Origin of the sequence: Ideonella sp. (assembly GCF_035254525.1) — a bacterium.
GTDB lineage: Bacteria > Pseudomonadota > Gammaproteobacteria > Burkholderiales > Burkholderiaceae_C > Ideonella.
On record NZ_DATFAN010000165.1, the window covers coordinates 84,160 to 110,457 of the forward strand.

Consider the following 26,298-nt stretch of genomic DNA (forward strand, 5'->3'; position numbering starts at 1 on the left):
CTACGGGCCCGTGGCGCCGAACAGGCGGGAGCGCGCGGCGGCCTCGCTCGCTTCGAAGTAGCTCGAGCCGTCCAGCGCCGACCAGGCCGCGCGCAGGGCCCGCAGCGTCTCGTCCGGGTCGTCGACGGAGACCTCGTCGATGTGGGCGAAGCGGCACCTGTGCTTGTGGTCGCGCTGGGCCTGGTCGAAGTGGTCCTGCGGCAGCCAGCCCGGAACGGCCGCCGCCTGCAGCGTCTGCTCGAACAGCGACGGCTCCTCGTAGGCACTGATGTCGCGCAGCGCCGCTTCGGCGCGCTGGAGCTTGCCGAGCCCGCGCGGCTCGCAGCACACCAGCGTGGCATGCGAGTCCCAGAGGACAAAGTCGCGCAGCCACGATGCCACCGCCGGGTCGACGCCCATCGCGGTCGACCGGTGCGCGTCGAGGTGGACCAGCTCGTGCATGAAGCCTGCCGGGTCGTGGTCGCGTCGGGCCCGCATGCCGCTCTGGACGCCGCGCCAGGTCACCGCCTCGGCGGCGGGCGTCAGGTGCAGCGGGTCGAAGACGAAGTCGAAGGCGGGCAGCGTGGCGTTCGCGGCGCGCGCGCGCTTCGCCAGGTCGGCAACCAGCTTGCGCGAGCTGCCGTAGAGCACCAGATAGGGCCGGTCGTTCAGGGCCATCACGCCGCTCCACCGATCGGGAACGGTGGCCACCTTGGACCGGGCCGCGTCGACATTCAGCGCGCGCGCCAGGAAGCGCGCGTAATGGCTCGTCGGCGAACCGGCACGAGCGAAGTAGCTCAGGTCGAGCTCGGGCGTGGCCACGTGCCGATGGATCTGCTCGGCCAGGCGCCCCGCGTGCGGCGACAGCTTGCGTGCAAAGAAGAAGGGCTGGCGCAGCAGATGATCGAAGTGCCCGTTTTCCAGCACCAGCGGCCGGCCCTGGTCGTCGAACTCGTAGTAGGTCAGGTTGTGCCCCGCCACGCGTTCCGGCCGCTGGACACTCATCACCAGCGACTGGATCGCGAACTCGTCGGGGATCCAGCTTGCCGCAAAGAAGGCCTGCAGGCTTCGATCGGCCAGCCTGGCCGTCACGGCCGCCGCGGTCGAGCGGGTCAGGCAGAACCATTGCGAGCCGAAGTGGATCCGCAGGCCCTCGGGCGGCCGGCGCCGGATGCCGAGCCGGCGCTGCAGCGCGGTGGCGCGCTCGAACAGCCAGCGCTGCGTCTTGAAGTTGAACGGGAAATGGAGCTCGAAGCGCTCCTTCTCCAGCCCGCCCTTGACCCAGCTGCGGCGGGCGATATCGACCGCCTGGATGAAGTCGATGCCATCGCGCCGGCGCAGGAACTCCTGCAGGCTTCCCAGTGGCCGGATCGGCACGCAGCTGGCGCTGAGCAGCACCAGGTGGTCGGCCTGGAAGCCGGCATCCTCGGTCGCGGCGCGCAGCAGCCGATGGGTGGCCTCGACCAGGCTGTAGTCGCCCCAGCCGCAGGCGACCCGCTGGGCGACGAAGGCGTGCTGCAGCCCGGGCGGCAGCGCGCCGGCCAGGGCGTCGCGCTCCGCCGCCGACCGCCGCGCGTCATAGTGCAGGTAGACCTTGACGTCGGGGCTGGTAAAGAACGGTGAGGCCAGCGCCCGAGCCACCAGGGCGGGCGATTCGTGGCACAGCAGCAGCACGGCGAGCCTCGGCACCCGCCGGGCCACGGGCCCCCTCGACTCGCGCGCCGCGTCGGTGTCGCTCGTCAGAACCATGTGCCGGCCTGCATGAACCCGAGTTGCAGCAACTGCTCGCTGCCGGCGAAGCGCAGCGAGATGCTCGGGTCGTGGAGCACCACGTCGCCCGCGTCGAAATAGGCCTTGTACTCGGTGCTGCCGGCATAGTGCTCGCCGCGCACCATCTCCTCCGAGGCCTTGTCGCGCAGCAGGCTCACGTACTTGAAGTGGAAAAGCGACGCGGACACCGCATCCTTGCGTCCGTTCACGGTGCAGTTCAGGCGTCGGTCGTTCAGGTGGTGCATCGAAGACACGTAGCGCAGGCCCGGGGCCCAGCGCACCAGCGGCACCTTGTTCAGCGCCGGCGCCAGCTCGGGCCGATCAGCGAAGAAACGCCGCATCCGCACGCCGCCCTGGACCCAGAAACCCTCGGTCTCGGGGTCGAAGCGCTGGGTCAGGTTGAAACGGTCGAACCACGGGCAGATGTCGAACGGGTCGCCATCGGGCGTCAGCGTGGTGCGGCTCAGCGGGCCCTCGCCATAGGCGTCGATCAGGACGGCGAACAGGCTCGGCTGGCCGATCGCCTCCATCCGGGCGGTCAGGCTGTGCAGATCGCGCTGCTCGCAGTACGGGTAGACGAGGAACTCGTCGGGGTCGACCGTGAGGCACCACTTGCCGACCCCGTACTGCGCGAGCAGCGCATTGCACCAGTCCATGCCGAAGTTCGACGCCTTGTAGCTGCCGTCGGCGAGCCAAGTCGAGCAGTCGGGCTGCTGCGCGAGGTAGTCCTGCAGGCCGTCGTCGGACTGGTTGTCCAGCACCAGGAAGTGCCCGACGCCGAGCCGCCGGTAATGGGCCAGGAAGGCCGGCATGCGCGGCATCTCGTTGCGCGCGCAGCACACGAGCAGGCTCCAGGCGTCGGCGATCGCCCCGGCACGCACGGTCTGCGGCTTGAGCTGGTGCCGATGGCGGGCGATTCGCCGTTCGGCGGCGCGATCAGTGAGCACCCAGCGCCTCCTCGTTCCAGAAATAGATCCTGCCGAACCAGCCCGGCAGGCGCACCGAGACGGTCGGCGGCACCCCGTCGTTCCACTCGGTGAACTGGGCTTCGGTAATGCCGGCCGAGGTGTCGCGCTTGGCCGGCGCCTCATATTGCTCGGGCACCACCATCACGATGTTGCGGGCGACCCGCCGCGCCTCCAGAAAGCACTCGCGCTGGCTGGGCCACAGGTGGTGGAACACGCGCAGCGCGACGAGCACGGTGTAGCGCTTGTCGGCCAGCGGCCAGGGCAGGTTTCGCAGCTCGTGATGGTGAACCGTCCCCGGCCCGGGGGGGGCCCATTTGCCGGTCGGATCGAGCGTGTCGCTGCCCTTGACGACCGGCACACCCTGGGCACCCAATTCGATCACCTCCGAGGCATCGGCCGGCTTGCACAGCCGGACGAAATCGATCGCGCTCTTGTAGTACTCCCAGCGGGCCGCGGCGTTCTTCGCGGGGCCGTCGGCAATGCCTTGCGCCGACGCCGCCAGGTAGTCGGCCTGGCTGAGGAACTCGATGGGTTGGGCGTGGCGGGCGCCGACCTCGTCGAACAGCTCGTGCAGCAAGGCGGTCATCGCCGCCGGGTCGCTGGCAGCGGCAGGCCGGCGGCCGCGCACGAAGGCCGGGTGCACGAACACCACCCGCACGGGGATCCGGGGCAATCCCAGGATCTTGGCAATCGCCAGCCGGTGCCGGCCGTCGAGGAACAGCAGCTTGCCGTGCTCGTTGACGCCGAGCTTGATCTCGTGCGTCGGGCTCAGGCTGCTGTGGTAGCTGTCGCCGGCAAAACGCGCGAAGACTTCGGGCTCGTGCGCCGCGCGCCGGGCGATCTCGTCCTGCTGCAGAAAGCCGTGCCGAGCCATCGAGGCGTACAGGGCGCGGACCTCGAGATTCAGCCGGTCGAGCAGCTCCTCGCGGGTGTGGCATTCCCACAGCACGCGGCCCTTCTGGATCAGGCCGACGTTGTACTTGAACCAGCGCGTCGCCTCCCAGGGCTGGTGCGCCACGAAGACCGCGTGGAAGGCCTCGTACACCATGCCCTGTTCGAAGCGCGTGCCCTCGCCGATCGGCGCATCGGGCGCCAAGCGGTGGAACTCGTTCACCTTGCCCCAGTTGTCGGTACCGAAGGCCTTGGGGCTCAGCGGGGACTCGTAGATCTCGGTTCGGCTGTGGATGTGGAAAACCGGTGTCGGCATGGAATCACCGCAGCTGCGCCGGCGAATACAGGCCCGCCAGCATCTCGTAGTCCGACGCGCACAACTGCACCAGCTTGTCGAAGATCCGCGGCGGAACGTCGGCCAAGGCGATCCGGTGCGCGCGCTGCGAATGCGGCAGCTCGGCCGCCACGCCGGTCAGGCGTTGCAGGTCGCCTGCCAACTCGCGCAGGTGTTCGAACGGATAGACCTTGTCGAAGGCGCTCAAGGGGGCGAGGAACTCGCTGATGGGTTGGCAATGGTGGGCGATGGTCGGAATCCGGCGATAGAGGTCGAACCGATCGACGAAGGTGGTGAGGTCGGGGTCGAAGGGAAAGTCGTCCAGGTCCAGTGCGGGGTCGAGCGGCGTGTTCAGCAGCTTGGCGCGCGACAGTTCCTTGTGGCGCAGCACCCGGCTGCTGTAGGCCGACAGAAAGCGCTTGATCGGATCGCGCACGACCACGAAACGGAACGCCGCGGCGCTGACATCACGGCGACGCTGGGTGAAGTAAGTGTGCACGTGGCGCGCGCCCTCGGCCAGCGACGACGAGAACGGTTCGCCGACGGTCATCCGGAAGAGCATCTCCTTGATCGAGGTGCATGCTGCCTTGGGTATCGGCTGGTAGCCGATCGACCAGGGCGCAATGTAGATGCCTTCGATCGCCTCCCGGCCGTGCGGCTCGAAGGCCAGCTCGGCCACCGGCACCGGCTTGGCACCCGGTTCGGCGCAGTAGGACAGCGACACCGGCCGCCGCCGCGACACGGGCAGCGCCACCGGCTTGAAACGGGCCCGGGCGGCGGCGGATTCGCCGGGCAGCCGGGCGGCGACGCCGGGCGAGTCCTGCCCCCAGGCCAGGCGCTGGCGGTGCTCGCCGTGCCGCAGCAACAGCTTGCGCTGCGGGCTGGCGGCGCCGACCGGCACCACGGCCCCCGACAGCCGGATCACATCGCCTTCACGCAACACCGCCGGCAAGCGGTCGATCTTCACCAGCCGGATCGGCTGGCCGTCGCCCGCCGCCGCGCGGACCACCGGCGCCAGCGTCGCCGGAGGCAGGTCCATGCCGGCGATCCAGCGGGTCTCGCGCGCCAGCAGGTCGCGCCACTTCGGGTCGAGCGCCGCACCAGTCTCTTGCAGTTCGCGCTGCAGCCGAGTCGGCCACGAGGCGCCAGCCCCGGCGACGATCCCGGGCCGGTTGGCAACGCCCAGGAATGCCCGCAGCGCTTGCCACGCCGGTGTGTCGACACCGCCATCGACCGCGAGCTCCTCGAGCGCGAGTCGATGGACCGCGCGCCCCCCCTGCCTCAACGCCACCTCGACGTAGGCCAGGTTCTCGATGCCGGCACGGTCTTGCTGCAGCAGGGTCGCGACGGCTGGCCGCTCGGTCAGGCCGGCCAGCCGATCGGCCAGCCGGTGGGTCGAGTCACCCAGGCACACGATCAGATGGCACCTCGGGCCGCGCCCGGCCTCCGCGACCAGGGCGTTCAGGAAACCCGCGTCGACATCATCGACCTGCTGCGACACGGCCCGGCGGTCGGCCAGCGCGGCGCGCAGGCGCTTCTCGTCGGATTCCCGCGGCATGTCGGTCCGCCATTCGCGCCGCAGCAGGTGGTGCGGCCCGGCGTCGCCGAACGGCTCGATCAAGGGTTCGGCGCAGCCGAGTTCGCTCATCAGTGCTTGCGGCAACCAGCGCCCTGTCCGACCCAGCGAGTGCCAGATCCACAACGACGGCGGCAAGTCGGCATCGGCAGCGGCCGCCGTCGCTGCACCTGGCTTCTTCGTTCGATTCATCTCGGCGGCAACCAGCTCGAGCTGCCTGTATAGGTTTCGCTCACCCCCGCCTGCGACAGCCCCGCCCGTGCCTCGGCGAGCATCTCGGCGTACTTGCGGTACTCCTCGGCCCCGTTGAAATGCTGCTTGCGGGCCACCTCGGTGCGGACCTTGCGCCGAAAGCCGGCGTGGTACTTGAAGTGCGCGAACCAGACCGGCTCGGGCGCCACCCGCAGGTTGCTCGCATAGTGCAGGCCCTCGGACAGTCGCACCCAGGGCTGGTACTTGAACACCGCGATCTTCTGCGAGGTGTAGAGGTTCGGCGCCGAATCGGGAATCAGGCGGTGGCGCAGCGCGCTGAGGTAGGTCGGCCCGTTCGAGTAGCAGCCGGAGCCCAGTGCCCAGTGCAACAGCGGTTCGCGGTCGAAGCACGGCGCGGCCTCGAACGGCGCCTGCTGCGAGAAGTCCGCCGCGTCGAGGTCGCCGGCCGGGTACATGTCGACCATCAGCACGCGCGCGGCATCGTGGCCGGCAGCCTCGAGCGAGCCGATCCAGCGCTCGATCGGCACGGTCTCGCAGCCCGGGTAGACGAGGAACTCGTCGAGATCGGCCAGCACGACCCATTGGCCGAGCGCCTGCGCCCCCAGCACCGCTTGCTGCCAGCTGACGCCGTAGTGCGAGTGCTTGTACTCGGTGTCCGCCGAGTACAGCAGCACATCGGGCTGCGCCGCGAGGTACTCGCGCGTGCCGTCGTCCGACAGGTTGTCGACGAAGGCAAAGGCCTGCACGCCCAGCGCGCGGTAGTGCTGCAGGAAGTGCGGCGCGAGCAGCCGCTCGTTGCGCGCCACCGCGACCAGCAGCACCGGCGCGTCGGCCAGCGCCGCCACCCGGCCGGGCGGGCTGAGCAGCTCGAGCTGGTTGGTGCCCGAGCCGCCAAGCCGCACCGGGCCGGCCGTCGGCCACACCCGCGGCGGCAGCAGCCGGTCGCCTGCCAGCCCGGCCTGCACCTGGGGCAAGTCGGTGTGGCCGTCCAGGTGGGTGACCAGGGTCGGGCTCTGGCGCGAGGGATAGAACAGGTTGTCGAAGGCATTGACCGGCAAGGCGTCCGGGCCGAATCGCCGCCGGATCAGCGTGTAATGCCCGTGGCTCGACAAGCCGATGCCGCGCGTGGCGAGCAGGTCGCCGAGCAGCTTGTCCTCGAGGTAGGCGCTGCGCGTCAGGCGGGCGCCGCGGGTGGTCTGCAGCGCCCGCGCAAGCTCGGCCATGGCGTGCCGGCTCAGGCAGTAGGCCGCGCCACCGTCGGCATAGATCGACGGCTCGGGCGACTTGTCGGTCGACCGGGCGGCGCGCTCGGTGCGCGACCGGCGCTGGTGCCACACCCGATCGGTGCCGCCGATGCCGCGGTGCAGGCGCCGCCCGTGGTAATGATGGGCCAGGTACGGCGCCTGGGCGAAATACGCCTCGACGGAGAAATGGCAATCGTCGTCGATCTTCAGCAGGTGCTCGAAACGCGTGTGCCGATGGACCCAGTCGACCAGCGCCAGCGTCTTGGCCGGCAAGGCCTCGTAGTCGTCCGACACGTCCAGGCCGAGCACGTCGCCCTCGAGCTGCCCGTTGCCGTCGCCGACCACGACGATCCACGGGATGCCCAGGGCCGTGAGGTCGTGTGCCCAGGTGTCGCGAATCGCCTGGACCCGGGTGGGCAGGTTGCGCCGGCACGAGTAGATGGCCACCAGCGTCGAATGGCCGGAGGCACCTTCCCCGACCGCCGGCTCCGCACAGGCGCTGGCCAACGCCGGACCGGCGCGCTCGCCATAGCGGCGCAGCAACAGGTCACGCCACTCGGCCAGGACCCGGCCGACGCCATCGTCGGGCAGCGATGCCTGCGCTGCATCGAGCAGGCTGTGGCTGGCGGTCAACGACGCCGGGGGCTGCGGCAGGTCGAGACAGTCTTCGAAGGCAGCCACCCACAACTCGCGCAGCTCGATCAGGCGCTCGGCGCGCTGGCCGGCATCCATGTGCGGGCGGCAGCGCAGCCAGTCGGCACAGGCCAGGCGCACGCCGAGGTAGTGGTTGGCACGCTGGCTCAGGCTGCGCAGCGCCGAACGCTCGTCGGCGCCTAGCGGCGGTTCGCCCGGCTTCGCGCCCAGGCAGCGCCGCACCAGCTCGGCCACGACCGGGCGCCGCGGCACCGCCGGCACGTCGGCCAGCCGGCGGATCTCGTCGATCAGGGTCACCCCGGAAGGGGTCACCGCCTCGCTCGCCGCCGGGTGGGTGGCCAGGCGCAGCAGGTCGTTGTCGGCGTGCAGCAGCAGCGGCGCCGCCGGCGACGACCGGCCGGGCGCCGGACGGAGGGTCTCGGCCATCGCCAGCTCGCGCGCGAACAGGTCGGCGTCGACATTGGTGGCCGACCTCAGCCACGCGATGGCCTGGGCCAGTTCGACCACCTCGGCGCCTGAGCCCGGGTGGCGGCGGGCCAGTGCCCGGCCGACGCACTCGAATCGGCTGCGTGCCTGCCGCAGCGGCGGCGGCCAGCCGCCGACCGGCGGCGCGACGGCCTCGGCCGCCCGCCAGAAGTCAGGCACCAGGGCGTAACAGCGGACCGCCAGCCAAGCCGCCCGGGTGGCGAGCGGCTCGGCGATGCCGGTCGCGTCGCCCAGCATCGACACCAGCGCGGCCATCAACTGCTCGTCGTGCAAGCGGGACCAATAGGCGTCGTCGCTCAGCGTGCCGAGCAGATCCAGAAAACCTTCCAGCAGCGCGGCGGCCGCGTCATCGCGCAACGGCCCTCGCCCGATGGCGGCCACCGTGCCCTGGACCGCGCAGGCCACGCACTCGGTGTTCAGCCAGCCGGGGCTGCCAGCGGCGATCTTCTTCATCGCCGCCGCAGCGAGCGCGAAGTCGGCCGAAGCCACCGCCTCCGGCAGCAGCAGCGACAGCTCCCAGGCGGACTCGCACGCCGCCAGCGCGCGCAGCCGGGCCACGTCCAAGTAAGGCCGCAGCGACGGATAAAGGCCCCGGCCACAGAAGTAGGGAATCACCGACCAGAGGAAGCGCTGGCCGATCGTGCCTGTGGCCGAGCCGCCTTGCAGCACCGCCTGCAGCGCCTGCAGCGGCTGCGACGGTTCCCGATCGAGCGCGGCATTGAACTCGCGCAGCAAGCGCCAGACGGTGATGGTGGCGTAGTCCTGCCCCCCCGCGAGGCCCGCCAGGGCCGTCGTGTCGTCGACCTGCTCGGCCACCGCCGGGCCGAGCAGATCCGCCACCCCGTAGCGCTCGACCTGGCCGAGCACGAACCGGCGCTGCTCGTCGTTCAGCGCTTTCCACAGCCCGGCGGCGGCGAGGTGCTCGATCACCAGCAGCGTCGTGTACTGGCGATGTCGCCGCTCGTCGTCGGTCTCGCCAGGCCCGGCAGCGGCCTCGGCGCGGCGCTGGTGCTCGAGCCAGGCCATGAGCCGGCCGTGGTCGAGCTCCAGCGGCTGCGCCGCGAGCGGGCGGCCGGCGACGTGCACGCTCAGCTGCAGTGCGCCGGCGGCTGCGGCCTCGTGCTGCCACACAGTGGCGGGAATCTCGATTTCGAAACCGAGGTGGCGGCGCGGCGAATTCAGCGCGCGCTGGACGTCTTCCCGTTCGATGCGAATGACTGCGCAATCCACCGGCTGCCCCCCGCAGCGCAGGCCGATCGCCTCGTCGGGCAGGCATGCGAGCCACGCCCACCCCTCGACGACGCCGAGGTCGACGCGCTCGACGTGCCCCTGCGGCCGGGCGCCGGGGTGCTGCGCCAGCGTCGCCAGCGCGGCCCAGCCGCCGCGCTCTCGAACCTGCGCCTGCAGCCACGCCCCCGCCGGTGCGCGGGCCAGGATCTCGGCATCCACGGCCCGGGCGTGGCCGGCCAGTTCGGCCAGGCGCTCCTCCCAGGCCTGCAGCCCAGGCTGCCCGCGCAGGGCCTCGGCGACCGCATCGAGCGCCGCCGGCAGCGGCACGGGCATCGACAAATCCGCGCCCCGAAGCGCCACGATGGCGGCAGGCGCGCCGTCGCGGCCCCATACCGAGGGCGGCAGCACCACCCGAAAGCCCAGCGCCACGTCGGCCGTCAGCCCCAGTGCATCGAGCACGTCCCGGCGATGCATCGCCTCGACGCGGGCCGGGACGGGCTGGCCGCCGATGAGCAGCTCGATGTCGGCCGGCCGGCCATCCGGCCCGGCCGCCCAGCCGACCACCGTCACGCCTTCGAGCCGCTCGACCACGAGTCGGCCGAGCGGGGCGCTTTCGGCCACCGCCACGTCCTCGGCCGGGGCGGCGCCGGGAGCGGTCTGCGCGGGAGCCGCCGTGCGAAAGAACGGAAAACTCATGAAGCGATCATGCCGCCGATTTCAAGGGAGGCGCCTCGGACTCGAGGGTGGCGGCGCCAAGCAAGCGGTCGGCCAGCGCGTCCGGCTGGTCGGCCAGCGCCAGCGGCAGCAGCAGGTGCTGCGGGTCGTTCAGGCGGGTGCGCTCGGCCTGGGCGCCCAGGTCGAACACGGCGATGCGGCGGCCGCTGCGCAACGCGCCGGACAGCACGTAGCAATAGGTCTCGGGCCAGATCGATGGAATCAGCACGATGTGGGGGTCGGCGGCGCTGACCTTCTCGAGCAGTTCATTGTCGAAATAGCGGCCGAGCAGCGTAACGCCGTGGTCCGCCAGGCGCGGATCGTCCATCGAGTAGCCGAGCAGCGAAATTTTCAACGGCAGCCCGCGCCTGCGCACCGCCTGGGCCAGGCCCAGCACCACGTCGTAGCCCTTGATGCGGCTGATCGCGCCGATCACCAGCACGCGCAAGGATTCATCCGGCACCAGCATCAACGGCGGCGACTCGCGCGGCGGCGGGTCGTCCTCGTGCGGCTCGACGCTCACCCGCAATTGCGGCGCCATCTGCGCCAGGCGGCGCGCGACGTCGGTGGACGGCACGACCACCTGCTGTGCGGCCATCAGCAGGTGCAGGGATTCCGCGCGCCAGGCCTCGATCGGGCCGGTCTGCTCGATCAGCTTGTCTTGCGCCAGGCAGCGGTTGCAGTCGGCCGCGCTGGGCTCGCCGCAATGCCGGCCGTCCGGCGTGACCAGGTTGACCCGCGGGCAGACGGCGTAATAGTCGTGCACGGCCAGTCGGATCGCCAGGCCCATGCGCTGGGCGGCGCCGAGCAGGTGCTGCGCCGTGCCGCTCGGGAAGTCGATCAGGTGGTGCAGGTGGATCTCGCTGATCGACAGTTCGCGCAGTGCTTCTTCCAGCATGCCGTCGATGCGCAGTGGCAGCGCGGCCAGGTTCTGCAGGCCGTACAGGCCGGGGTGAAGCAGTGCGACGCAGCCGGCCTCGTGCGAGGGCCGCAGCTCGAAGGCGGCCGCGCCCTGGGCCAGCAGATGCTGCGACTGCTCGAGCAGATGGCGCTCGGTGCCGCCGCCGCGGTTGTGGCACACCAGCAGCACATTGCGGCTGGCCTTCAGGCGCTTCAGGCGCGCCAGGTCGATGCGCGCACGGAAGACCCAGGCCGGATCCTCGTCGATGTGGCGCGCCACGTCGGTCTCGTAGTGCGGGTGCAGCCGCGCCAGGGTCCTGATCGCCTTGGCCGTGCGCTCGGCCGCTTCACCCTTGAAGCTGACCGAGCCGACGTGGCGCACGTAGACGTCGCAAGCCAGCGCGTTGCTCCAGCCGCGGCGGATCGCGCGCTGGCAGAAGTCGTTCTCCTCGCCGTAGCCGCGGCCGAAGTGGCGCTCGTCGAGCAGGCCGACGTCGCGGATCGACTCGCGCCGCATGTACATGCAGAAGCCGACGCCGGTCGGCGTGTTGACGTGCTTGCCCGGGTTGACCTCGGCGGCCAGGCGGTCGATTTCCGCGTGCCCGATCTCCAGCCCGAGCCGGTTGTCGGACAGCGTCTCGGGGTAGCTGCAGATCGTCGCGTTGTTCGACAGCGGCGTGATGGTGGCCAGGCGCGGATGGTCGGCAGCGTGCTTGAGCAGGCGATCGAGCCAGTCGTTGTAGACCTCGGTGTCGCTGTTGAGGATCACCACGTCGCGCTCGCGGTGCAGGCGCAAGCCCTGGTTGACGGTCTTGACGAAGCCCTGGTTGAGGCGGTGCTGCTCGAGCGTGAACAGGTCGCGCCCGGCCAGGCTGCGCAGCATCGCGTTCAGCTCGGGCACCGGGCCGGCGTCGTTGATGACGATCACCTCGTGCGGCGTCGTGACCGGGGCCGTCAGCACCGTCCACAGGCAGCGCAGCGTCTCCTGGGCGCCGCCGTACACCGGGATGATCACATCGACCGTCGGCTCGGCCGTGCGCGGCCGTGGCTGCAGCCCGGCCCAGCGCGCCGGCTCGAGCATGTCCGCATCGGCCACGTTGGCCGCCGTCGGCGCCGGCGGTGGCAGGCGCGGCTCGCGGTCCAGCCCCTTCAGGTGGTGCGCCAGGTGGCCGGAAGCGAACAGCGACAGCGGGTTGCCCTTGGCGACCCGCAGGCCCGGCTGGGAGCCGAGCAGACGCCGCATGTCGACCCCGGGCAACGGGCTGCGCCCCTCGCGCCAACCCCAGCGCTGGAAATGCTCCAGCGCGTCGAGGCCGGATTGGGCGACGTCGGGGTTGCTTTGCAGGTAGTACTCGGCGTCGAACCAGGGCGTTGGCGACAGGCCCTGGAAGCGCGCGACCAGCCCGTAGTGCAGCAACCGGTTGATGCCATGGCGCCGGCCGCAGTGGGCATCGTAGTGGCGCAGGTCAAACAGCGGCGTCGGCGACAGGTTGGCCGCATCGCCGACCGTCACGTAGTGGCGCAGCGGCGACATGCCGCGCAGCTCGCTCGGCTCGATCTGCGACAGGTAGTGCTCGCGGTCGAACAGGCCCAGGTGCCGCGTCAGCTCGATCTCGAAGGACAGCAGCGCCTGACGCTTGCCCCACACGCGGTTGACCGCGCGCACCAGGCGAATGCATTGCAGCATCACCTGGGCGTCGAAGGCGCGCTTGGGTACCGCAATCACCAGCTCAGCCCCCCGGTTCCATCCGATCCTTCACCCGGCGCCGGCCCGACGGGGCCGCGCGCCGGCACCTGCCATCAGAAGGTGGTCAGCACCTTGGCCGAGATCGCGAGCTGGTAGAGGATCGACGTGATGCCACGCGCGACCTCGACCCACTTGGTCTCGACCTTCGGGAACACGATGATCTCGTCGCCCGGCCCCGGTTTGGCGCCGCTTTGCGCAATGCTGCCGTCCGGCCGCAGCAGCAGAATCTTGCTGCGGTCCGAGCGCTGGGTGTAGCCGCCGACCAGGTCGATGTAGTTGTCGACGTCGTAGTTGGCGTTGTAGACGAGCGTGTTGGCGAAAGTGACCTCGCCGCTGACGGCGACCAGGTTGCTGAGTTCGGGCAGGCGTACGACATCGCCGTCTTCCATCACGGTCTCGCCGGCCTGCTCCTTGCTGGCCAGCACGACCTGGCCCTTGGGCACGATGGTCCGCGCACGTTCGACGAACTGCAGGATCAGATCCGCCTCGGTCCTGCGCAGGTTGGCTTCTTCCATCGTCGACGAGCGTGCCGTCAGAGCGGCCACCTCCAGCCCACGCAGGGTCTGGTCCAGGCTTTCCTTCTGCTTGGCCGCCACGGACAGGCGATACAGCTGCAGCGCATCCATGTTGGCCTGCGGCGCCGGCTTCAGCCGCGCCACGACGTCCTTCAGGCGCGAGCCGTAGGGCATCACGAACGAACGCTCGCCCAGATGCGCCCCGTCGATGCGCACGAGGATGGTCGCGGGGTACTTGTCGGCCGTCACGCCGACCGTGTCGCCCGCCTGAATCACGACCTCGGCCGCCTTCTCGATCGGGTGGTATTCGCTGCGCCGCTCGGCACCGATCGAGCGGACGATGCTGATGTGCGTCGCGTTCGGGTTCGGCTGCGCCAGCGCCATCAATTCGGCTCCGGTGATCTGCGGCTTGCTCAGCTCGAACTGGTAGGGGTTCAGCACCTCGCCCGACACCACCACGGCGTGATGGCGCGGCGGCACGACGATGGTGTCGCCGTCCTGCAGCTGCAGGGCCTCGATCTGGCCCTTGAGCAGGAACTGGTACAGGTCGACGCGCGCGCGCAGCTTGCCGTTGCGCATCACGTCCACCGCCAGGTAGCTGCCGCGATCGGAGTCGATGCCGCCGGCGCGATCGAGGTAGTACAAGACCGAGTCGGACGACAGCCCGCCATACAGCCCCGGCGCGCGCACGAAGCCAGTCACGTACACCTTGACCGGCTGCGCGGCCTGCAGCGTCGCGTAGACGCCCACATTGGCGCGGAAGACCTTCTTCACCGCCGTGTCGACGAGCTGGTTCAGGTCACCGTTGCGCACGCCGACGACCTTCACCGGGCCGACGTTGGGCACGAAGATGTTGCCCTGGGCGTCGATCGGCTGCACCGCCTCGTAGCTCGTCGCCCCCCACAGCCGGACCAGAACGTTGTCGCCAACCGCCAGCTGGTAGTCCGGGTTGAAACCGCTGAACGTGACCGCGCCGAAGCGGCCGCTGAACATCTGCGAGCCGAACACGATGGGTTTGGCGCCGGTGGTGGTGGTCGGCGTCGGAGGCAGCGGTGTCGCGGGCTGCGGCGGCGCGACGACCGGCGCGCCCACCGGCACCGGTGATTGCGGCTGGGCCGAGGTGCCGGCGGTCGGCACGCCGGTGTTCGGCGTCGGCGTCGGCGTGGTGGGGGTCGTGGTGGTCTGCGTGCCGGTCGGCGGCGTCGAGTGGGTGGGGATCGGCTGCGACGAGGTCTGGGCGCCTGCGAGGCTCGCCAGCACACTCAGGCTCAGGGCCGCGATCAGGGCGCGCAAATTAAGACGGTTCATGGCGTTCAGTCCTGATGTTCCTGGATGGTGGCGACGATCAGCCGGACCACCGAATAGACGATGGCACACAGCGCGAGCAGCGTGAGCAGGTTGTAGATCCGGCGCGGGTATTCGGCCGTCTCGGCCCTGGTCGGCGCCTCGACGATGACCAGGCTCTTGAGCTTGCGGGCCGCCTCGATGCGGGCCGCCTCGAGCGCGGCATTGGAAGACTTGTAGGCGTCCTCGGCGATGACCGAGGCGAGCTGCAGGTTCTGGTACTCGACGTTCAGGGTGCCGAGCCGGTCGCCGCCCTGCCCGTTGGTCGTGCGCGCCTTCTCAGCCTCGAGCTGGGCCCTGTTGGCGGCAATCTGGTCGCGCAGCGTCACCACTTGCGGGGCATCGGGCTGCATGAAAGCCAGCTTGTTCTTCAGATCCGCCTCGAGGCGGGCAACGGTCGCCTGCAACTCGGCGGTCAATGCGCTGGCAGCGCTCGTCTGGGCAATCGGATCGAGGATCTTGTTGGCCGTCTGGAAGGCCACCAGCTTGGCCTTGGCCGCCTGCAGCTTGACCGAGGCGGCCTCGAACTCGCCTTGCGAGAACTTCATCTGCTCGGCCGCGACGCGGTGCGAGAAGTCGTTGACGAAGCGCTCGGACGAATCCAGGATCGCCCGGTTGAGCTTCTCGGCCATCTCCGGGTCGAAGCCTTGCGTGCGGATCGTCAGCAGGCCGTTGATGTCGCTGAACTCGAGCTCGACACGTGAACGGTAGTACTTGACGAACCACTCGATGCTGGTGCCCGGCCACAGGCGGTAGAAGATGTCGGCGCGAGGCTGCTCGTAATGGTCGCGCAGCTTCAACCTGTCGTTCAGTTCGCGCGCCAGCGTCCCCGAGTGCACGTAGTCGAGCAGGTAGAGCGTGTCTTCCCAGGACAGCAGGCCGGTGCCGGTGCCGAGCGAGATCGCCCCACCGGGGCTGGCCGAGACCACGGCCGACTTGACGGCAACGATCGACTCGCTGGTGTAGCGGTCGGATGCGATCAGCGTGTAGTAGACGATCCCGAGCAGCATCGGCACCGCGATCAGCGCGATCTTGAGTCGCCGGGGCGTGAATGCTTTTGCCTTCATGATTGCGGTGCCTTGAGTAATTCCTGGAAAGCCGCGAGGCCCTCGTCGACATCGTCGTAGACCGATGCGTGCCCGTTGTGGATGAACACCACCGTGCTGCACAGGTCCTTGATGTCCTTGTGGTTGTGCGAGACCAGGATCACGCCGGCGCCGGCCAGCTTCTCCCGGAAGACCTGTGCCGCCTTCTTGCGGAACAGCGGGTCGCCTACCGCCATGACCTCGTCGATCAGGTAGTAATCGAAGTCGAAGGCCATGCTGATGCCGAAGGCCACCCGCGCACGCATGCCGGGGGAGTACGAGCGCATGGGCAGGTCGAAGTAATCGCCGATCTCGGCGAAGGACTCGACATACGCCACCTTCTCGCGCATCAACGGCCCGGTGGCCCCGAACACCCGGCAGACGAAGCGGGTGTTGTCGCGCGCGCTCAGCGAGCCCTGGAAGCCGCCCGACAGGCCCACCGGCCACGAGATGCTCTCGTTCGTGATGACTTCACCATGGTCGGGCACGTCCAGGCCGCCCAGCAGGTTCAGCAAGGTCGACTTGCCGGCGCCGTTGCGTCCGATCAGGCCGACACCCGAGCCGCTGGGCAGCGTGAAATTGAGGTCACGAAAGACGTACTTGCGCCCATGCGGCGTCGGGTACGACTTGGTCAGGTTGCGCAGCTCGATCATCGCCCGCCCCTCATGCCCGCATCAGCACGCGCTGTCGGTTGACCCAGAACACCGACACGCCGAGGAACAGCAGCAGCAGCCCGACGGACAGCGGGTACTCGATGTTGACGCCCATCAGCGGGTGGTAGGTCGGGAAGAATGCCCAGCGCGACAGCTCGACCAGGTGAAGCAAGGGGTTCCACATCAGGATCTGGATGGCCAGCGGCGGGAAGCTGTTGATGGGGATCAGCACGCCCGAGGTGATGTACAGCGGGAACGAGGTCAGCTGCAGGAACGTGCTCAGCGCCGGCGCCTTCTTCACGCCGACCGCCGACATCAGGCCCAGCCCGACGCCCCACAGAATGAACACGGACACCACGCCCAGGTACTCCAGCGGCCGCCCCGGCACCGCGCGATAGTCCATCCACGCGAAGATCAGCATGAAGGCGACGAAGATCATGGCGTACATCACCACCTCCATGATCGCCCGGGCGGCCATCGCATCGGCCGGCTTGACCTGGCGATAGCCGAACAGGCCGGCGTTGCCATCGATCGCATTCATCATCCGGAACCAGATGTTGCGGAAGATGAAGAAGGGGATCATCGCGATCACCAGGTAGACCGCCACGTCGATCATCACCCCGGCCGTGCGCTGGCGAACGACGATGCGCAGCACCAGCATCACCCCAATGTTGGCCATGGGCTCGAACAGCACCCAGAACAGGCCGACCATGCGATTGCCGAAGCGCGTCTTCAGCTCGCGCAGGATGAGCGCGAAGACGACGGCTTTCTCGATCTGCCAGGAACTGCGTGTCATTGTCGGGTGTGGGCGTTGCCGATCCAGCGCGCCGGCAAAGCGGGAACTCTATCCGACACCGTCGCAGGGCCCCGGAGCAGTCTGTCAGCAAATATCAGCGGGTGTCCCTCCGCGGGCGGCGCCGTGCCGGCGCGTGCTTTGTCGTTCGCGATGCCATTCTGCCCTCAGCGCGGCGCGCGGTGCTGCACGAATTGGGGGGACTTGTACTCACCCGCCGCCGGCGCCCCGGGCGCCCGCAACCCGTCCACAATGCGCGACGCCACGATGAACATCTTCTTTCGTTCGCCAGACTCTGCCCGGCCGGCCAGGAGCGCCCGGCAATGATCTGGCGCCGCCTGTTCGGCAGCCGCGCGCGCGTGGTGCCGCCGCCCGGCACGCCGGCCGACGCCGCTGGCGCGCGCCGGCTGCTGCTGCTCGAAGAGGGCGGCACGCCCAGCGGCGACTACATCCTGGCGCCCTGGCTGGCCACGCTGGGCCCGCCGGTCCGGCGCCTGGACGCACGCCAGCCGCCACACACCGGGCAGATCGAACCGGGCGACTTCGTTGTCGTGCAGCGTTACCTGCACGCCCCGTGGCGCCAGGCGATCGAGCGCCAGCGGCACGAGCTGGCCGGCCTGGCCTGGTTCCTCGACGACGACCTGCTCGACCCCGCCGCGCTGGCCGAGCTGGCCGGCAGCTATGCCCACAAGATCCACCGGCTGGCGCTGTCGCAGCGCCCGTGGTTCGAGCAGATGGGCAGCCAGTGGTGGGTCGCGACCGAGCCGCTGGCGCGCAAGTACGGCGCACAGGCGCCGACCGTGCTGCCCTTCGCGCCGCCCGCCGCGCTGGTCCGGCCGCGGCCGGCGGTGCGCGTGGTCTACCACGGCACCGCCTCGCACCAGCGCGAGATCGACTGGCTGCATCCGGTCGTCGCCGAGGTGCAGCGCCGCTGCGAGCACACCCATGTCGAGCTCTTCGGGGAGTTGCCGGTGAACCGGCGCTTCCGGGATCTGCCGCGCGTCGCCGTGCTGCACCCGATGCGCTGGGACAGCTACCTCGCCCACACGGCCGCCCATCCGGCGGACATCGGCCTCGCACCGCTGTTGCCGGGCGTGTTCAATGCGGCGCGCGGGCCGGTCAAGTTCGCCGACTACACCCGCCAGGGCGCGCTCGGCCTGTACAGCCGTGTGCCGCCGTACGAAGGCTTCGTGCGCGACGGCGTCGACGGCGCGCTGCTGCCGAACGAGCCCGAGGCCTGGGTCGACGCGATCGTGCGCTGGGCCGGCGACCCCGCCGGGCGCGCGGCATGCGTTGCCGCGGCCCGCGCCCGCTTCGGCTGACCAGGCGCTCGTCCGCGGGCCAACCCTAGGCCCCGGGCAATGCGCGCCGGTACTGCACCGCTTCGGCGACCGCCGCGACGCCGACTGTCTCGGCAGCGTCCAGGTCGGCGATCGTGCGCGCCAGCTTCATCACGCGGTGCAGGCTGCGGCCGGACCAGCCCAGGCGCGCGGCCACGGCCTGCAGGAACTGCGCCGCCGCCGGCTCGAGCCGGCACAGCGCATCCAGCTCCCCGGCGGCGATGGCGCCGTTGGGCACCGGCTGGCGTGCCCGCTGGCGCTGCCGTGCGGCCGCGACCCGCCCGGCCACCGCGGCGCTGGGCTCGCCGTCGGCCGTTCCCATCAGCTCGGCCGGCGCCACCGCCGGCACCTCGACCTGCATGTCGATGCGGTCCAGCAACGGGCCGGACAGCTTGCCCTGGTAGCGCGCCACCGCCTCGGGCGTGCAGCGGCAGCTCTTGCCCGTGGCGGCGAATGCGCCGAGCCAGCCGCAGGGGCAGGGGTTCATCGCCGCGACCAGATGGAAGCGCGCCGGGTACTGCGCCTGGCGCGCCGCCCGGCTGATCGTGATCTGGCCGGTTTCGAGCGGCTCGCGCAGGGCCTCCAGCGCCATCCGCGGGAATTCGGGCAGTTCGTCGAGGAACAGCACGCCACCGTGGGCCAGCGAAATCTCGCCCGGGCGGGGCGGCGAGCCGCCGCCCACCAACGCGACCGCGCTCGCGCTGTGGTGCGGCGCGCGCACCGGCCGCGTGCGCCACTGAGCGGCGTCGAAGCCGCCGACCGAGATGCTTTGCAGCGCCGCGGTGGCCAGCGCCTCGTCGTCGTCCATCGGCGGCAACAAGCCGGGCAGGCGCTGCGCCAGCATCGACTTGCCGGTGCCGGGCGGGCCGACGAGCAGGACCGAATGGCCGCCGGCCGCCGCGATCTCGAGCGCGCGCTTGGCGGCGGCCTGGCCCTTCACGTCGCGCAGATCGGCTGCGCCGGTGACGCCCGGCGCCGGCTCGGCCCGGGCGCGCGGCAGGTCCAGGCCACGGCCGTCCGGCGCACCGGACTCGCCCGCCGGCTGCAGCGCCTGCACCACCTCGACCAGGTGGCGCGCCGCGCGGATGTCCAGCCCGTCGACCCGCGCCGCCTCGGCGGCACTCGCCGCAGGCAGCACCAGCGTCGGGCGCGGGGAAGCGTCGCGCGCGGCCAAGGCCAGCGCCAGTGCACCGCGCACCGGCCGCAGCTCCCCGGCCAGCGACAACTCGCCGGCAAACTCGACGCCCGCCAGCCGGGCGGCATCGATCAGCCCTTGCGCGGCCAGGATGCCGAGCGCGATCGGAAGGTCGAAGCGGCCGGACTCCTTCGGCAGATCGGCCGGCGCCAGGTTCACGGTGATGCGCTTGTTGTGCGGAAACGCAAAGCCGCTCTCGGCCAGCGCGGCGCGAACCCGCTCACGCGCCTCCTTGACCTCGGTGTCGGCCAGGCCGACCAGCGTGAAGCTCGGCAGGCCATTGGCCAGGTGCACCTCGACACGGACTTCGGGCGCCGCCAGCCCGTCGAGGGCGCGGCTGGCGACGACGGCCAACGACATGTGTTCGAACCTCCCCAGTGATCCCCGGGATTGTGCGAGCGGCAGCCCGGCGAGGGCTTTCCCCCGCTTGGGGGGCCTCGGTGTCGCACAAGTTTGGTGATTCGTATCCAGATAGCCCACTATTGGTGCACTCATGGCAGAGCGGTGCGCACCGGGATGTGTCGCGGCCTGGTCGTCCCCCAAGAACGTGGTGTGGCACGGAAGCTGCAAAGACGAAGCCGGAGCGCTATCGCCCTGAGGAGTGGAACCTATGACCAAGATCCGTGCCCTGATCGCCGCCGCCCTGTGCGCCGGCGCCTTCGCCCCCAGCCTGGCCCTGGCCGCCGACACGTCGCTGGCGTTCAACGCCGGCGTCGTCAGCGACTACCGCTATCGCGGCATCTCGCAGACCCGGCTGCATCCCGCCGTCCAGGCGGGCGTCGACCTCGGCCTGCCGGCCGGCTTGTACCTCGGCGCCTGGGGCTCGCAGATCAAGTGGATCGACGATGCCGGCGGCAACGCCGATGTCGAGCTGGACGTCTACGGCGGTTGGAAGGGCGAGGTCTACAAGGGCTTGACGCTGGACGTCGGCGCGCTGACCTACCAGTACCCGGGCAACGACCTGCACCCGAGCGCCAACACGACCGAGGTCTACGGGGCGCTGACCTACGACATCGTCACCGCCAAGTACTCGCAAAGCCTGACCAACCTGTTCGGCTTCGCCGACAGCAAGAGCAGCTGGTACCTCGAGATCGCGGCGACCCTCGAAGGCCCGTACGGGATCTCGATCACGCCCCACGCCGGCCACCAGCGGGTCGAGAACACCCCGGCCGCGTCGTACAACGACTACTCGCTGACCTTCAGCAAGGACTTCAACGGACTGGTGCCCAGCGTCGCCTTCGTCGGCACCAGCACGCCGAACTACGTGGCACCGAACGGCAAGGACCTGGGCAAGTCCAGCATGGTCGTCGGTGTCAAGTACAACTTCTGAAGCCGCAGCTTCTGAAGCCCAACCCAAGGAGCAAGCAAATGAAGATGGTGACCGCCATCGTCAAGCCGTTCAAGCTGGACGAAGTGCGTGAGGCCCTGAGCGCCATCGGCGTGCAGGGCATCACGGTGACAGAAGTGAAGGGCTTCGGCCGTCAGAAGGGCCACACCGAGCTGTACCGCGGCGCGGAGTACGTGGTCGACTTCCTGCCGAAGGTGAAGATCGAAGCCGCGATCGACGATGCGCTCGTCGATCGCGTGATCGAGGCCATCGAGGCCTCGGCCCGCACCGGCAAGATCGGCGACGGGAAGATCTTCGTCTCCGCCCTGGAGCAGGTCGTGCGCATCCGCACTGGCGAGACCGGCAACGACGCTCTCTGACACGACAACACCCGAGACAAGCACACACCATGAGAAAACTGATTGCCTCTCTCGCCCTGGGCCTCGCGGCCCTGGGTTTCGCCGGGGTATCGATGGCGCAGGACAGCGCCGCCTCGGCACCGGCGGCCGCCACGGCGAGCGCGCCGGCGGCCGACGCATCGGCCTCCGCGCCCGCAGCCGCCGCGCCGGCGGAAGCCGCGGCTTCGGCCGCCGCCGCCCCGGCGCCGGTGCCGAACAAGGGCGACACCGCCTGGATGATGGTCTCCACGCTGCTGGTCATCATGATGACCGTGCCGGGCCTGGCGCTGTTCTACGGCGGCCTGGTGCGCAGCAAGAACATGCTGTCGGTGCTGATGCAGGTGATGGTCACCTTCTCGATGATCGTCGTGCTGTGGGCCATCTACGGCTACAGCCTGGCCTTCACTGAGGGCAATGCCTTCATCGGCGGCTTCGACCGGCTGTTCATGAAGGGCATCTGGGACAACGTGGCCGGCACCTTCGCCAACGCCGCCACGTTCAGCAAGGGCGTCTACATCCCCGAGATCGTCTTCGCCGCGTTCCAGGCCACGTTCGCCGGCATCACCTGCACGCTGATCGTCGGCTCGTTCGCCGAGCGCATCAAGTTCTCGGCCGTGCTGCTGTTCATGGCGCTGTGGTTCACCTTCAGCTACGCCCCGATCGCGCACATGGTCTGGTTCTGGATGGGCCCCGATGCCTACTCCAGCGCCGCGGTCGTCGACGAGATGAACGGCAAGGCCGGCTACATCTGGCAAATGGGCGCGCTGGACTTCGCGGGCGGCACCGTGGTGCACATCAACGCCGCCGTCGCGGGCCTGGTGGGCGCCTACATGGTGGGCAAGCGCATCGGCTACGGCAAGGAATCGATGGCACCGCACAGCCTGACGCTGACCATGGTGGGCTCCGCCCTGCTGTGGGTGGGCTGGTTCGGCTTCAACGCGGGCTCGGCGCTGGAAGCCAACGGCTATGCCGCGCTGGCCTTCATCAACACCTTCGTCGCCACCGCCGCCGCGGTGCTGTCGTGGTCCGCTGGCGAAGCGCTGCACAAGGGCAAGGCCTCGATGCTGGGCGCCGCGTCCGGCGCGGTGGCCGGCCTGGTTGCGATCACCCCGGCCGCCGGCAACGTCGGCGTCGGCGGTGCGCTGATCATCGGCCTGGTCGCCGGCTTCGCCTGCCTGTGGGGCGTGAACGGCCTGAAGCGCCTGCTGGGCGCCGACGACACGCTGGACGTGTTCGGCGTGCACGGCGTGGGCGGCATCCTGGGTGCGCTGCTGACCGGCGTGTTCAACTCGCCCAACCTGGGCGGCCCGAGCGCGGTGGCCGACTGGACGACCGTCGCGATGATCACGCCGGACGCCTATTCGATCGCCAGCCAGGTCTGGGTGCAGGCCAAGGCGGTGCTGATCACCGTCGTCTGGTCGGGTGTCGTCTCGCTGGTCGCCTACAAGATCGTCGACCTGGTCATCGGCCTGCGGGTGCCGGAAGACGAGGAGCGCGAGGGCCTGGACATCACGTCTCACGGCGAAACGGCGTACAACAAATAACGCCATTCGGTTTACCGAGCCAAGGCCGCCTCCGGGCGGCCTTTTCATTTGGCGCACCGACCCCATCTGCCAGAATCGATCTTCCCTGTTGCTCCATCGCCGCCATGGTCCCGCACCTCGTCACCGCGCTCACCGGCCCCATCAACGAGCTGGAACAGCGCATCCTGGAGTCGATGCCGGCGATCGAGCGCTGGTTCCGGCTCGAATGGATGGAGCACACGCCGCCGTTCTACAGCTCGGTGGACATCCGCAACGCCGGCTTCAAGCTGGCGCCGGTCGACACCAACCTCTTCCCCGGCGGCTTCAACAACCTGACGCCCGACATGCTGCCGCTGGCGGTGCAGGCCGCCATGGCGGCGATCGAGAAGATCTGCCCCGAGGCGAAGAACCTGCTGCTGGTGCCCGAGAAGCACGACCGCAACAAGTTCTACCTGATGAACCTGCAGCGGCTGATGCAGATCTTCTCGCTTGCCGGCCTGAACGTGCGCCTGGGCACGCTGGACGAGACCGTCACCGAGCCGACCACGCTGGACCTGCCCGACGGCGGCCACCTGACGCTCGAGCCGCTGCTGCGCAGCAAGCGCCGGCTGGGGCTGAAGAATTTCGACCCCTGCACCATCCTGCTGAACAACGACCTGTCGGCCGGCGTGCCCAAGGTGCTCGAGAACCTGCACGAGCAGTACCTGCTGCCGCCGCTGCACGCCGGCTGGTCGACGCGACGCAAGTCGAACCACTTCCACGCCTACGAGGAGGTGGCGAAGAAGTTCGCCAAGCTGCTGGGCATGGACCCGTGGCTGATCAACCCGATGTACAGCCGCTGCGGCCAGGTCGACTGGCAGGCCGGCACGGGGCTGGATTGCGTGCAGACCAACGTCGACGCGCTGCTGTCGAAGATCCGCCGCAAGCACAAGGAATACGGCATCAATGAGAAGCCCTTCGTCGTCGTCAAGGCCGACAACGGCACCTACGGCATGGGCATCATGACCGTGCGCGACGCGAAGGAGCTCGAGGACGTCAACCGCCGCGCGCGCAACAAGATGGATGTCGCCAAGGATGGCCGCCAGGTCACCGAGGTGATCATCCAGGAAGGCGTGCCGACCTACGAGCGCGTCAACGACGCGGTGGCCGAGCCGGTGGTCTACATGATCGACCGCTACGTCGTCGGCGGCTTCTACCGCATCCACGCCGACCGCGGCATCGACGAGAACCTGAACGCCCCCGGCGCCAGCTTCGTCCCGCTGGCCTTTGCCGAGAGCCACCACCTGCCGCGGCCCGGCGAGAAGCCGGGCGCCAGCGCGCCGAACCGCTTCTACATGTACGGCGTGATCGGCAGGCTGGCGATGCTGGCAGCGGCCTATGAGCTCGAGGCCACCGACCCGAACGCAGAAACCTACGACTAGATTTGCACCCGGGTGCCGAGCTCGACGACCGTGTTGTCGGGCAGCCGGAAGTACTCGGCCGCGCTCTTGGCGTTGCGCGTCATGGCCGCGAAGATGCGCTCGCGCCAGCCCGCCATGCCGACGACACCGGGCGTCGGCACCACCGTCTCACGGCTGAGGAAGTAGCTGGTCTCGAAGGCCGGCACGCGCAGGCCCTGTTCCTCGGCCAACGTGAGGGCCTGCGGCACGTCGGGCGTCTCCATGAAGCCGAAGTGCAGCGTCACGCGCCAGAAGTCGTTGCCGAGCGCCTTCACCGTCACGCGTTCCTGCTCGGGCACCCAGGGCACCTCCTCGTAGTGCACGGTCAGGATCACGTTGCGCTCGTGCAGCACCTGGTAGTGCTTCAGGTTGTGCAGCAGTGCCTGCGGCACCATCTCGGCGTTGGCCACGGGGTAGACCGCCGTGCGCGTGCTGCGCTGCAGGTCCGACGGGTCCAGGCTCGCGATGAACGGTGCGAGGTCCAGTCCGTCGCGCTGGATGCTGTCCATCACCAGCGCGCGCCCTCGGGCCCAGGTGCTCATCAGCAGGAACAGGCCCAGGCCGAGCGCGAGCGGGAACCAGCCGCCGTCGAGCAGCTTGACCGCGCAGCTGGCCACCAGCAGCGTGTCGAGCGTGAGGAAGAACAGCGTTGCGCCCCAGGCCAGCGGCGCCGGCAGGCGCCAGCCGTCGCGCACGACGAAGAAGGTCATCACGGTCGTGATCAGCATCGTCAGCGTCACCGCGATGCCATAGGCACCGCCCAGCGCCGACGAGCTGCCGAAGCCGACCACCGCGCCGATCACGCCGGCCAGCAGGGCCCAGTTCACCGCCGGCATGTAGATCTGGCCCATCTCGCGCGCCGAGGTGAACCGCACGGTCATGCGCGGCAGGTAGCCGAGCTGGATCGCCTGGCGCGTCATCGAGTAGGCGCCCGAGATCACCGCCTGCGAGGCGATGATCGCCGCCAGCGTCGCCAGCCCCACCGACGGCAGCACCCAGTCGGACGGGAACATGCGGTAGAACGGGTTGTCGATCGCCGCCGGGTCGCCCATCAGCAGCGCGCCCTGGCCCAGGTAGTTCAGTGCCAGCGACGGCAGCACCAGCCCGCTCCAGGCGAGCTGGATGGGCAGGCGGCCGAAGTGGCCCATGTCGGCATACAGCGCCTCGGTGCCGGTGATCGCCAGCACGACGGCGCCGACCAGCGCGAAGACCCGCCAGCCCTGCCCCGCCAGGAAGTGCCAGGCGCGCAGCGGGTTCAGCGCCACCAGGATCCCCGGCTGTTCGGCGATGTGGACGATGCCGCTGACGGCCAGCACGACGAACCACAGCACGATCACCGGGCCGAACGCGCGCCCGACCGCGGCGGTGCCGAAGCGCTGCACGACGAACAGCCCGACCAGCACGCCGATCGACAGCGGCAACACCCAGGCCTTCAGGTCGGTCGAGACCACCTCCAGGCCCTCCATCGCGCCAAGCACCGAGATCGCCGGGGTGATCACGCTGTCGCCGTAGAACAGCGTGGCGCCGAACACGCCCAGCGACAGCAGCGCAAAGCGCAGCCGCGGCTTGTGCGCCACCGCGTGCGCCGCCAGCGCCGTCAGCGCCAGCGCGCCACCCTCGCCGCGGTTGTCGGCGCGCAGGATCAGCGTCACGTATTTCAGCGTGACGACCAGCATCAGCGCCCAGAAGATCACCGACACCGAGCCGATCAGGTTGTCGGGGGTCGGGGCCAAGCCGATGGCCGGCGAGAAGATCTCCTTGACGGTGTACAGCGGGCTGGTGCCGATGTCGCCGTAGACGACGCCGATCGCTGCCAGGGTCAGCGCGCCGAGCGACGAGCGGGGCAGATGGCCCGCCGGGGCGGCGGCGGCCGGGGCATTGGTCGCCGACGCGGTGGCCGGGGTGGATGCGGTCATGGACGTTCCCTGTTTGAACCGCCCGCATGGTCGCGGCAAGGGCATCAGGATCGCATAAAGAATT

General features: G+C 69.8%; 17 protein-coding genes. 5 read left to right on the forward strand and 12 right to left on the reverse strand.

Features of this window, described 5'->3' with window-relative positions; genetic code table 11:
- The 10 genes from VJ693_RS17295 to VJ693_RS17340 all read right to left on the reverse strand — a co-directional run bounded on the left by VJ693_RS17295 (window position 1) and on the right by VJ693_RS17340 (window position 17,099).
- Entirely contained in the window at window positions 1-1,728 is a 1,728-nt protein-coding gene (locus VJ693_RS17295; protein WP_324156122.1) for a beta-1,6-N-acetylglucosaminyltransferase, read from the reverse strand.
- Window positions 1,719-2,696 (reverse strand): glycosyltransferase family 2 protein, encoded by a 978-nt coding sequence (locus VJ693_RS17300; protein ID WP_324156123.1) that lies wholly within the window; start codon window positions 2,694-2,696, stop codon window positions 1,719-1,721. Before VJ693_RS17300 ends, VJ693_RS17295 begins: the two co-directional genes overlap by 10 nt.
- Window positions 2,686-3,924 (reverse strand): hypothetical protein, encoded by a 1,239-nt coding sequence (locus tag VJ693_RS17305; RefSeq protein WP_324156125.1) that lies wholly within the window; start codon window positions 3,922-3,924, stop codon window positions 2,686-2,688. Before VJ693_RS17305 ends, VJ693_RS17300 begins: the two co-directional genes overlap by 11 nt.
- Window positions 3,925-3,928: 4 nt before the next feature.
- Complete coding sequence (locus VJ693_RS17310) at window positions 3,929-5,590, reverse strand: sulfotransferase family 2 domain-containing protein (protein WP_324156126.1); 1,662 nt, start codon at window positions 5,588-5,590, stop codon at window positions 3,929-3,931.
- 116 nt (window positions 5,591-5,706) lie between these two features.
- Window positions 5,707-10,041 (reverse strand): glycosyltransferase family 2 protein, encoded by a 4,335-nt coding sequence (locus VJ693_RS17315; protein ID WP_324156128.1) that lies wholly within the window; start codon window positions 10,039-10,041, stop codon window positions 5,707-5,709.
- A 7-nt stretch (window positions 10,042-10,048) separates the two neighbouring features.
- A complete protein-coding gene (locus VJ693_RS17320) occupies window positions 10,049-12,685 on the reverse strand; it encodes a glycosyltransferase (protein WP_324156130.1) in 2,637 nt (878 codons plus the stop codon).
- Window positions 12,686-12,759: 74 nt separating this feature from the next.
- A complete protein-coding gene (locus tag VJ693_RS17325) occupies window positions 12,760-14,529 on the reverse strand; it encodes a polysaccharide biosynthesis/export family protein (protein ID WP_324156131.1) in 1,770 nt (589 codons plus the stop codon).
- 5 nt (window positions 14,530-14,534) lie between these two features.
- Window positions 14,535-15,632 (reverse strand): capsular biosynthesis protein, encoded by a 1,098-nt coding sequence (locus tag VJ693_RS17330; protein ID WP_324156132.1) that lies wholly within the window; start codon window positions 15,630-15,632, stop codon window positions 14,535-14,537.
- Window positions 15,629-16,303, reverse strand: a complete 675-nt coding sequence (locus tag VJ693_RS17335; protein WP_324156134.1) for an ABC transporter ATP-binding protein — start codon at window positions 16,301-16,303, stop codon at window positions 15,629-15,631. Before VJ693_RS17335 ends, VJ693_RS17330 begins: the two co-directional genes overlap by 4 nt.
- A 10-nt stretch (window positions 16,304-16,313) precedes the next feature.
- Window positions 16,314-17,099 carry an ABC transporter permease gene (locus VJ693_RS17340; protein WP_324156136.1) on the reverse strand — a complete coding sequence of 262 codons (786 nt, stop codon included), beginning with the start codon at window positions 17,097-17,099 and terminating at the stop codon, window positions 16,314-16,316.
- Between the two features lie 320 nt (window positions 17,100-17,419).
- Between VJ693_RS17340 and VJ693_RS17345 the strand changes: the two genes are divergently transcribed.
- Window positions 17,420-18,418, forward strand: coding sequence for a glycosyltransferase family 1 protein (locus tag VJ693_RS17345; RefSeq protein ID WP_324156138.1), 999 nt, complete (start codon window positions 17,420-17,422; stop codon window positions 18,416-18,418).
- 25 nt (window positions 18,419-18,443) lie between these two features.
- On the opposite strand, the gene VJ693_RS17350 is transcribed toward VJ693_RS17345, so the two are convergent.
- A complete protein-coding gene (locus VJ693_RS17350; RefSeq protein WP_324156139.1) occupies window positions 18,444-19,991 on the reverse strand; it encodes a YifB family Mg chelatase-like AAA ATPase in 1,548 nt (515 codons plus the stop codon).
- Between the two features lie 250 nt (window positions 19,992-20,241).
- Here VJ693_RS17350 and VJ693_RS17355 point away from each other — a divergent pair, with 250 nt between their 5' ends.
- The 4 genes from VJ693_RS17355 to gshA all read left to right on the forward strand — a co-directional run bounded on the left by VJ693_RS17355 (window position 20,242) and on the right by gshA (window position 24,300).
- Window positions 20,242-20,961, forward strand: a complete 720-nt coding sequence (locus VJ693_RS17355) for a TorF family putative porin (RefSeq protein ID WP_324156140.1) — start codon at window positions 20,242-20,244, stop codon at window positions 20,959-20,961.
- 38 nt (window positions 20,962-20,999) lie between these two features.
- On the forward strand, window positions 21,000-21,338 hold the full coding sequence (gene glnK / locus VJ693_RS17360; RefSeq protein ID WP_324156142.1) for a P-II family nitrogen regulator: 339 nt from the start codon (window positions 21,000-21,002) through the stop codon (window positions 21,336-21,338).
- A gap of 29 nt (window positions 21,339-21,367) precedes the next feature.
- The gene (locus VJ693_RS17365; RefSeq protein ID WP_324156144.1) at window positions 21,368-22,900 is read left to right on the forward strand and encodes an ammonium transporter; all 1,533 of its coding nucleotides are present in this window, start codon (window positions 21,368-21,370) and stop codon (window positions 22,898-22,900) included.
- A gap of 104 nt (window positions 22,901-23,004) precedes the next feature.
- On the forward strand, window positions 23,005-24,300 hold the full coding sequence (gene gshA / locus VJ693_RS17370) for a glutamate--cysteine ligase (protein ID WP_324156145.1): 1,296 nt from the start codon (window positions 23,005-23,007) through the stop codon (window positions 24,298-24,300).
- Here the strand turns inward: gshA and VJ693_RS17375 are convergent.
- Entirely contained in the window at window positions 24,297-26,234 is a 1,938-nt protein-coding gene (locus tag VJ693_RS17375; RefSeq protein WP_324156147.1) for a potassium transporter Kup, read from the reverse strand. The genes gshA and VJ693_RS17375 overlap by 4 nt on opposite strands.
- Window positions 26,235-26,298: the final 64 nt, after the last annotated feature.

Coding starts and splice junctions, on each gene's coding strand:
- VJ693_RS17350 (WP_324156139.1), bottom strand. CDS start 19,991: ATGTCGTTGGCCGTCGTCGCCAGCCGCGCCCTCGACGGGCTGGCGGCG.
- VJ693_RS17305 (WP_324156125.1), bottom strand. CDS start 3,924: ATGCCGACACCGGTTTTCCACATCCACAGCCGAACCGAGATCTACGAG.
- VJ693_RS17335 (WP_324156134.1), bottom strand. CDS start 16,303: ATGATCGAGCTGCGCAACCTGACCAAGTCGTACCCGACGCCGCATGGG.
- VJ693_RS17315 (WP_324156128.1), bottom strand. CDS start 10,041: ATGAGTTTTCCGTTCTTTCGCACGGCGGCTCCCGCGCAGACCGCTCCC.
- gshA (WP_324156145.1), top strand. CDS start 23,005: ATGGTCCCGCACCTCGTCACCGCGCTCACCGGCCCCATCAACGAGCTG.
- VJ693_RS17330 (WP_324156132.1), bottom strand. CDS start 15,632: ATGAAGGCAAAAGCATTCACGCCCCGGCGACTCAAGATCGCGCTGATC.
- glnK (WP_324156142.1), top strand. CDS start 21,000: ATGAAGATGGTGACCGCCATCGTCAAGCCGTTCAAGCTGGACGAAGTG.
- VJ693_RS17295 (WP_324156122.1), bottom strand. CDS start 1,728: ATGGTTCTGACGAGCGACACCGACGCGGCGCGCGAGTCGAGGGGGCCC.
- VJ693_RS17365 (WP_324156144.1), top strand. CDS start 21,368: ATGAGAAAACTGATTGCCTCTCTCGCCCTGGGCCTCGCGGCCCTGGGT.
- VJ693_RS17340 (WP_324156136.1), bottom strand. CDS start 17,099: ATGACACGCAGTTCCTGGCAGATCGAGAAAGCCGTCGTCTTCGCGCTC.
- VJ693_RS17310 (WP_324156126.1), bottom strand. CDS start 5,590: ATGAGCGAACTCGGCTGCGCCGAACCCTTGATCGAGCCGTTCGGCGAC.
- VJ693_RS17345 (WP_324156138.1), top strand. CDS start 17,420: ATGATCTGGCGCCGCCTGTTCGGCAGCCGCGCGCGCGTGGTGCCGCCG.
- VJ693_RS17325 (WP_324156131.1), bottom strand. CDS start 14,529: ATGAACCGTCTTAATTTGCGCGCCCTGATCGCGGCCCTGAGCCTGAGT.
- VJ693_RS17355 (WP_324156140.1), top strand. CDS start 20,242: ATGACCAAGATCCGTGCCCTGATCGCCGCCGCCCTGTGCGCCGGCGCC.
- VJ693_RS17375 (WP_324156147.1), bottom strand. CDS start 26,234: ATGACCGCATCCACCCCGGCCACCGCGTCGGCGACCAATGCCCCGGCC.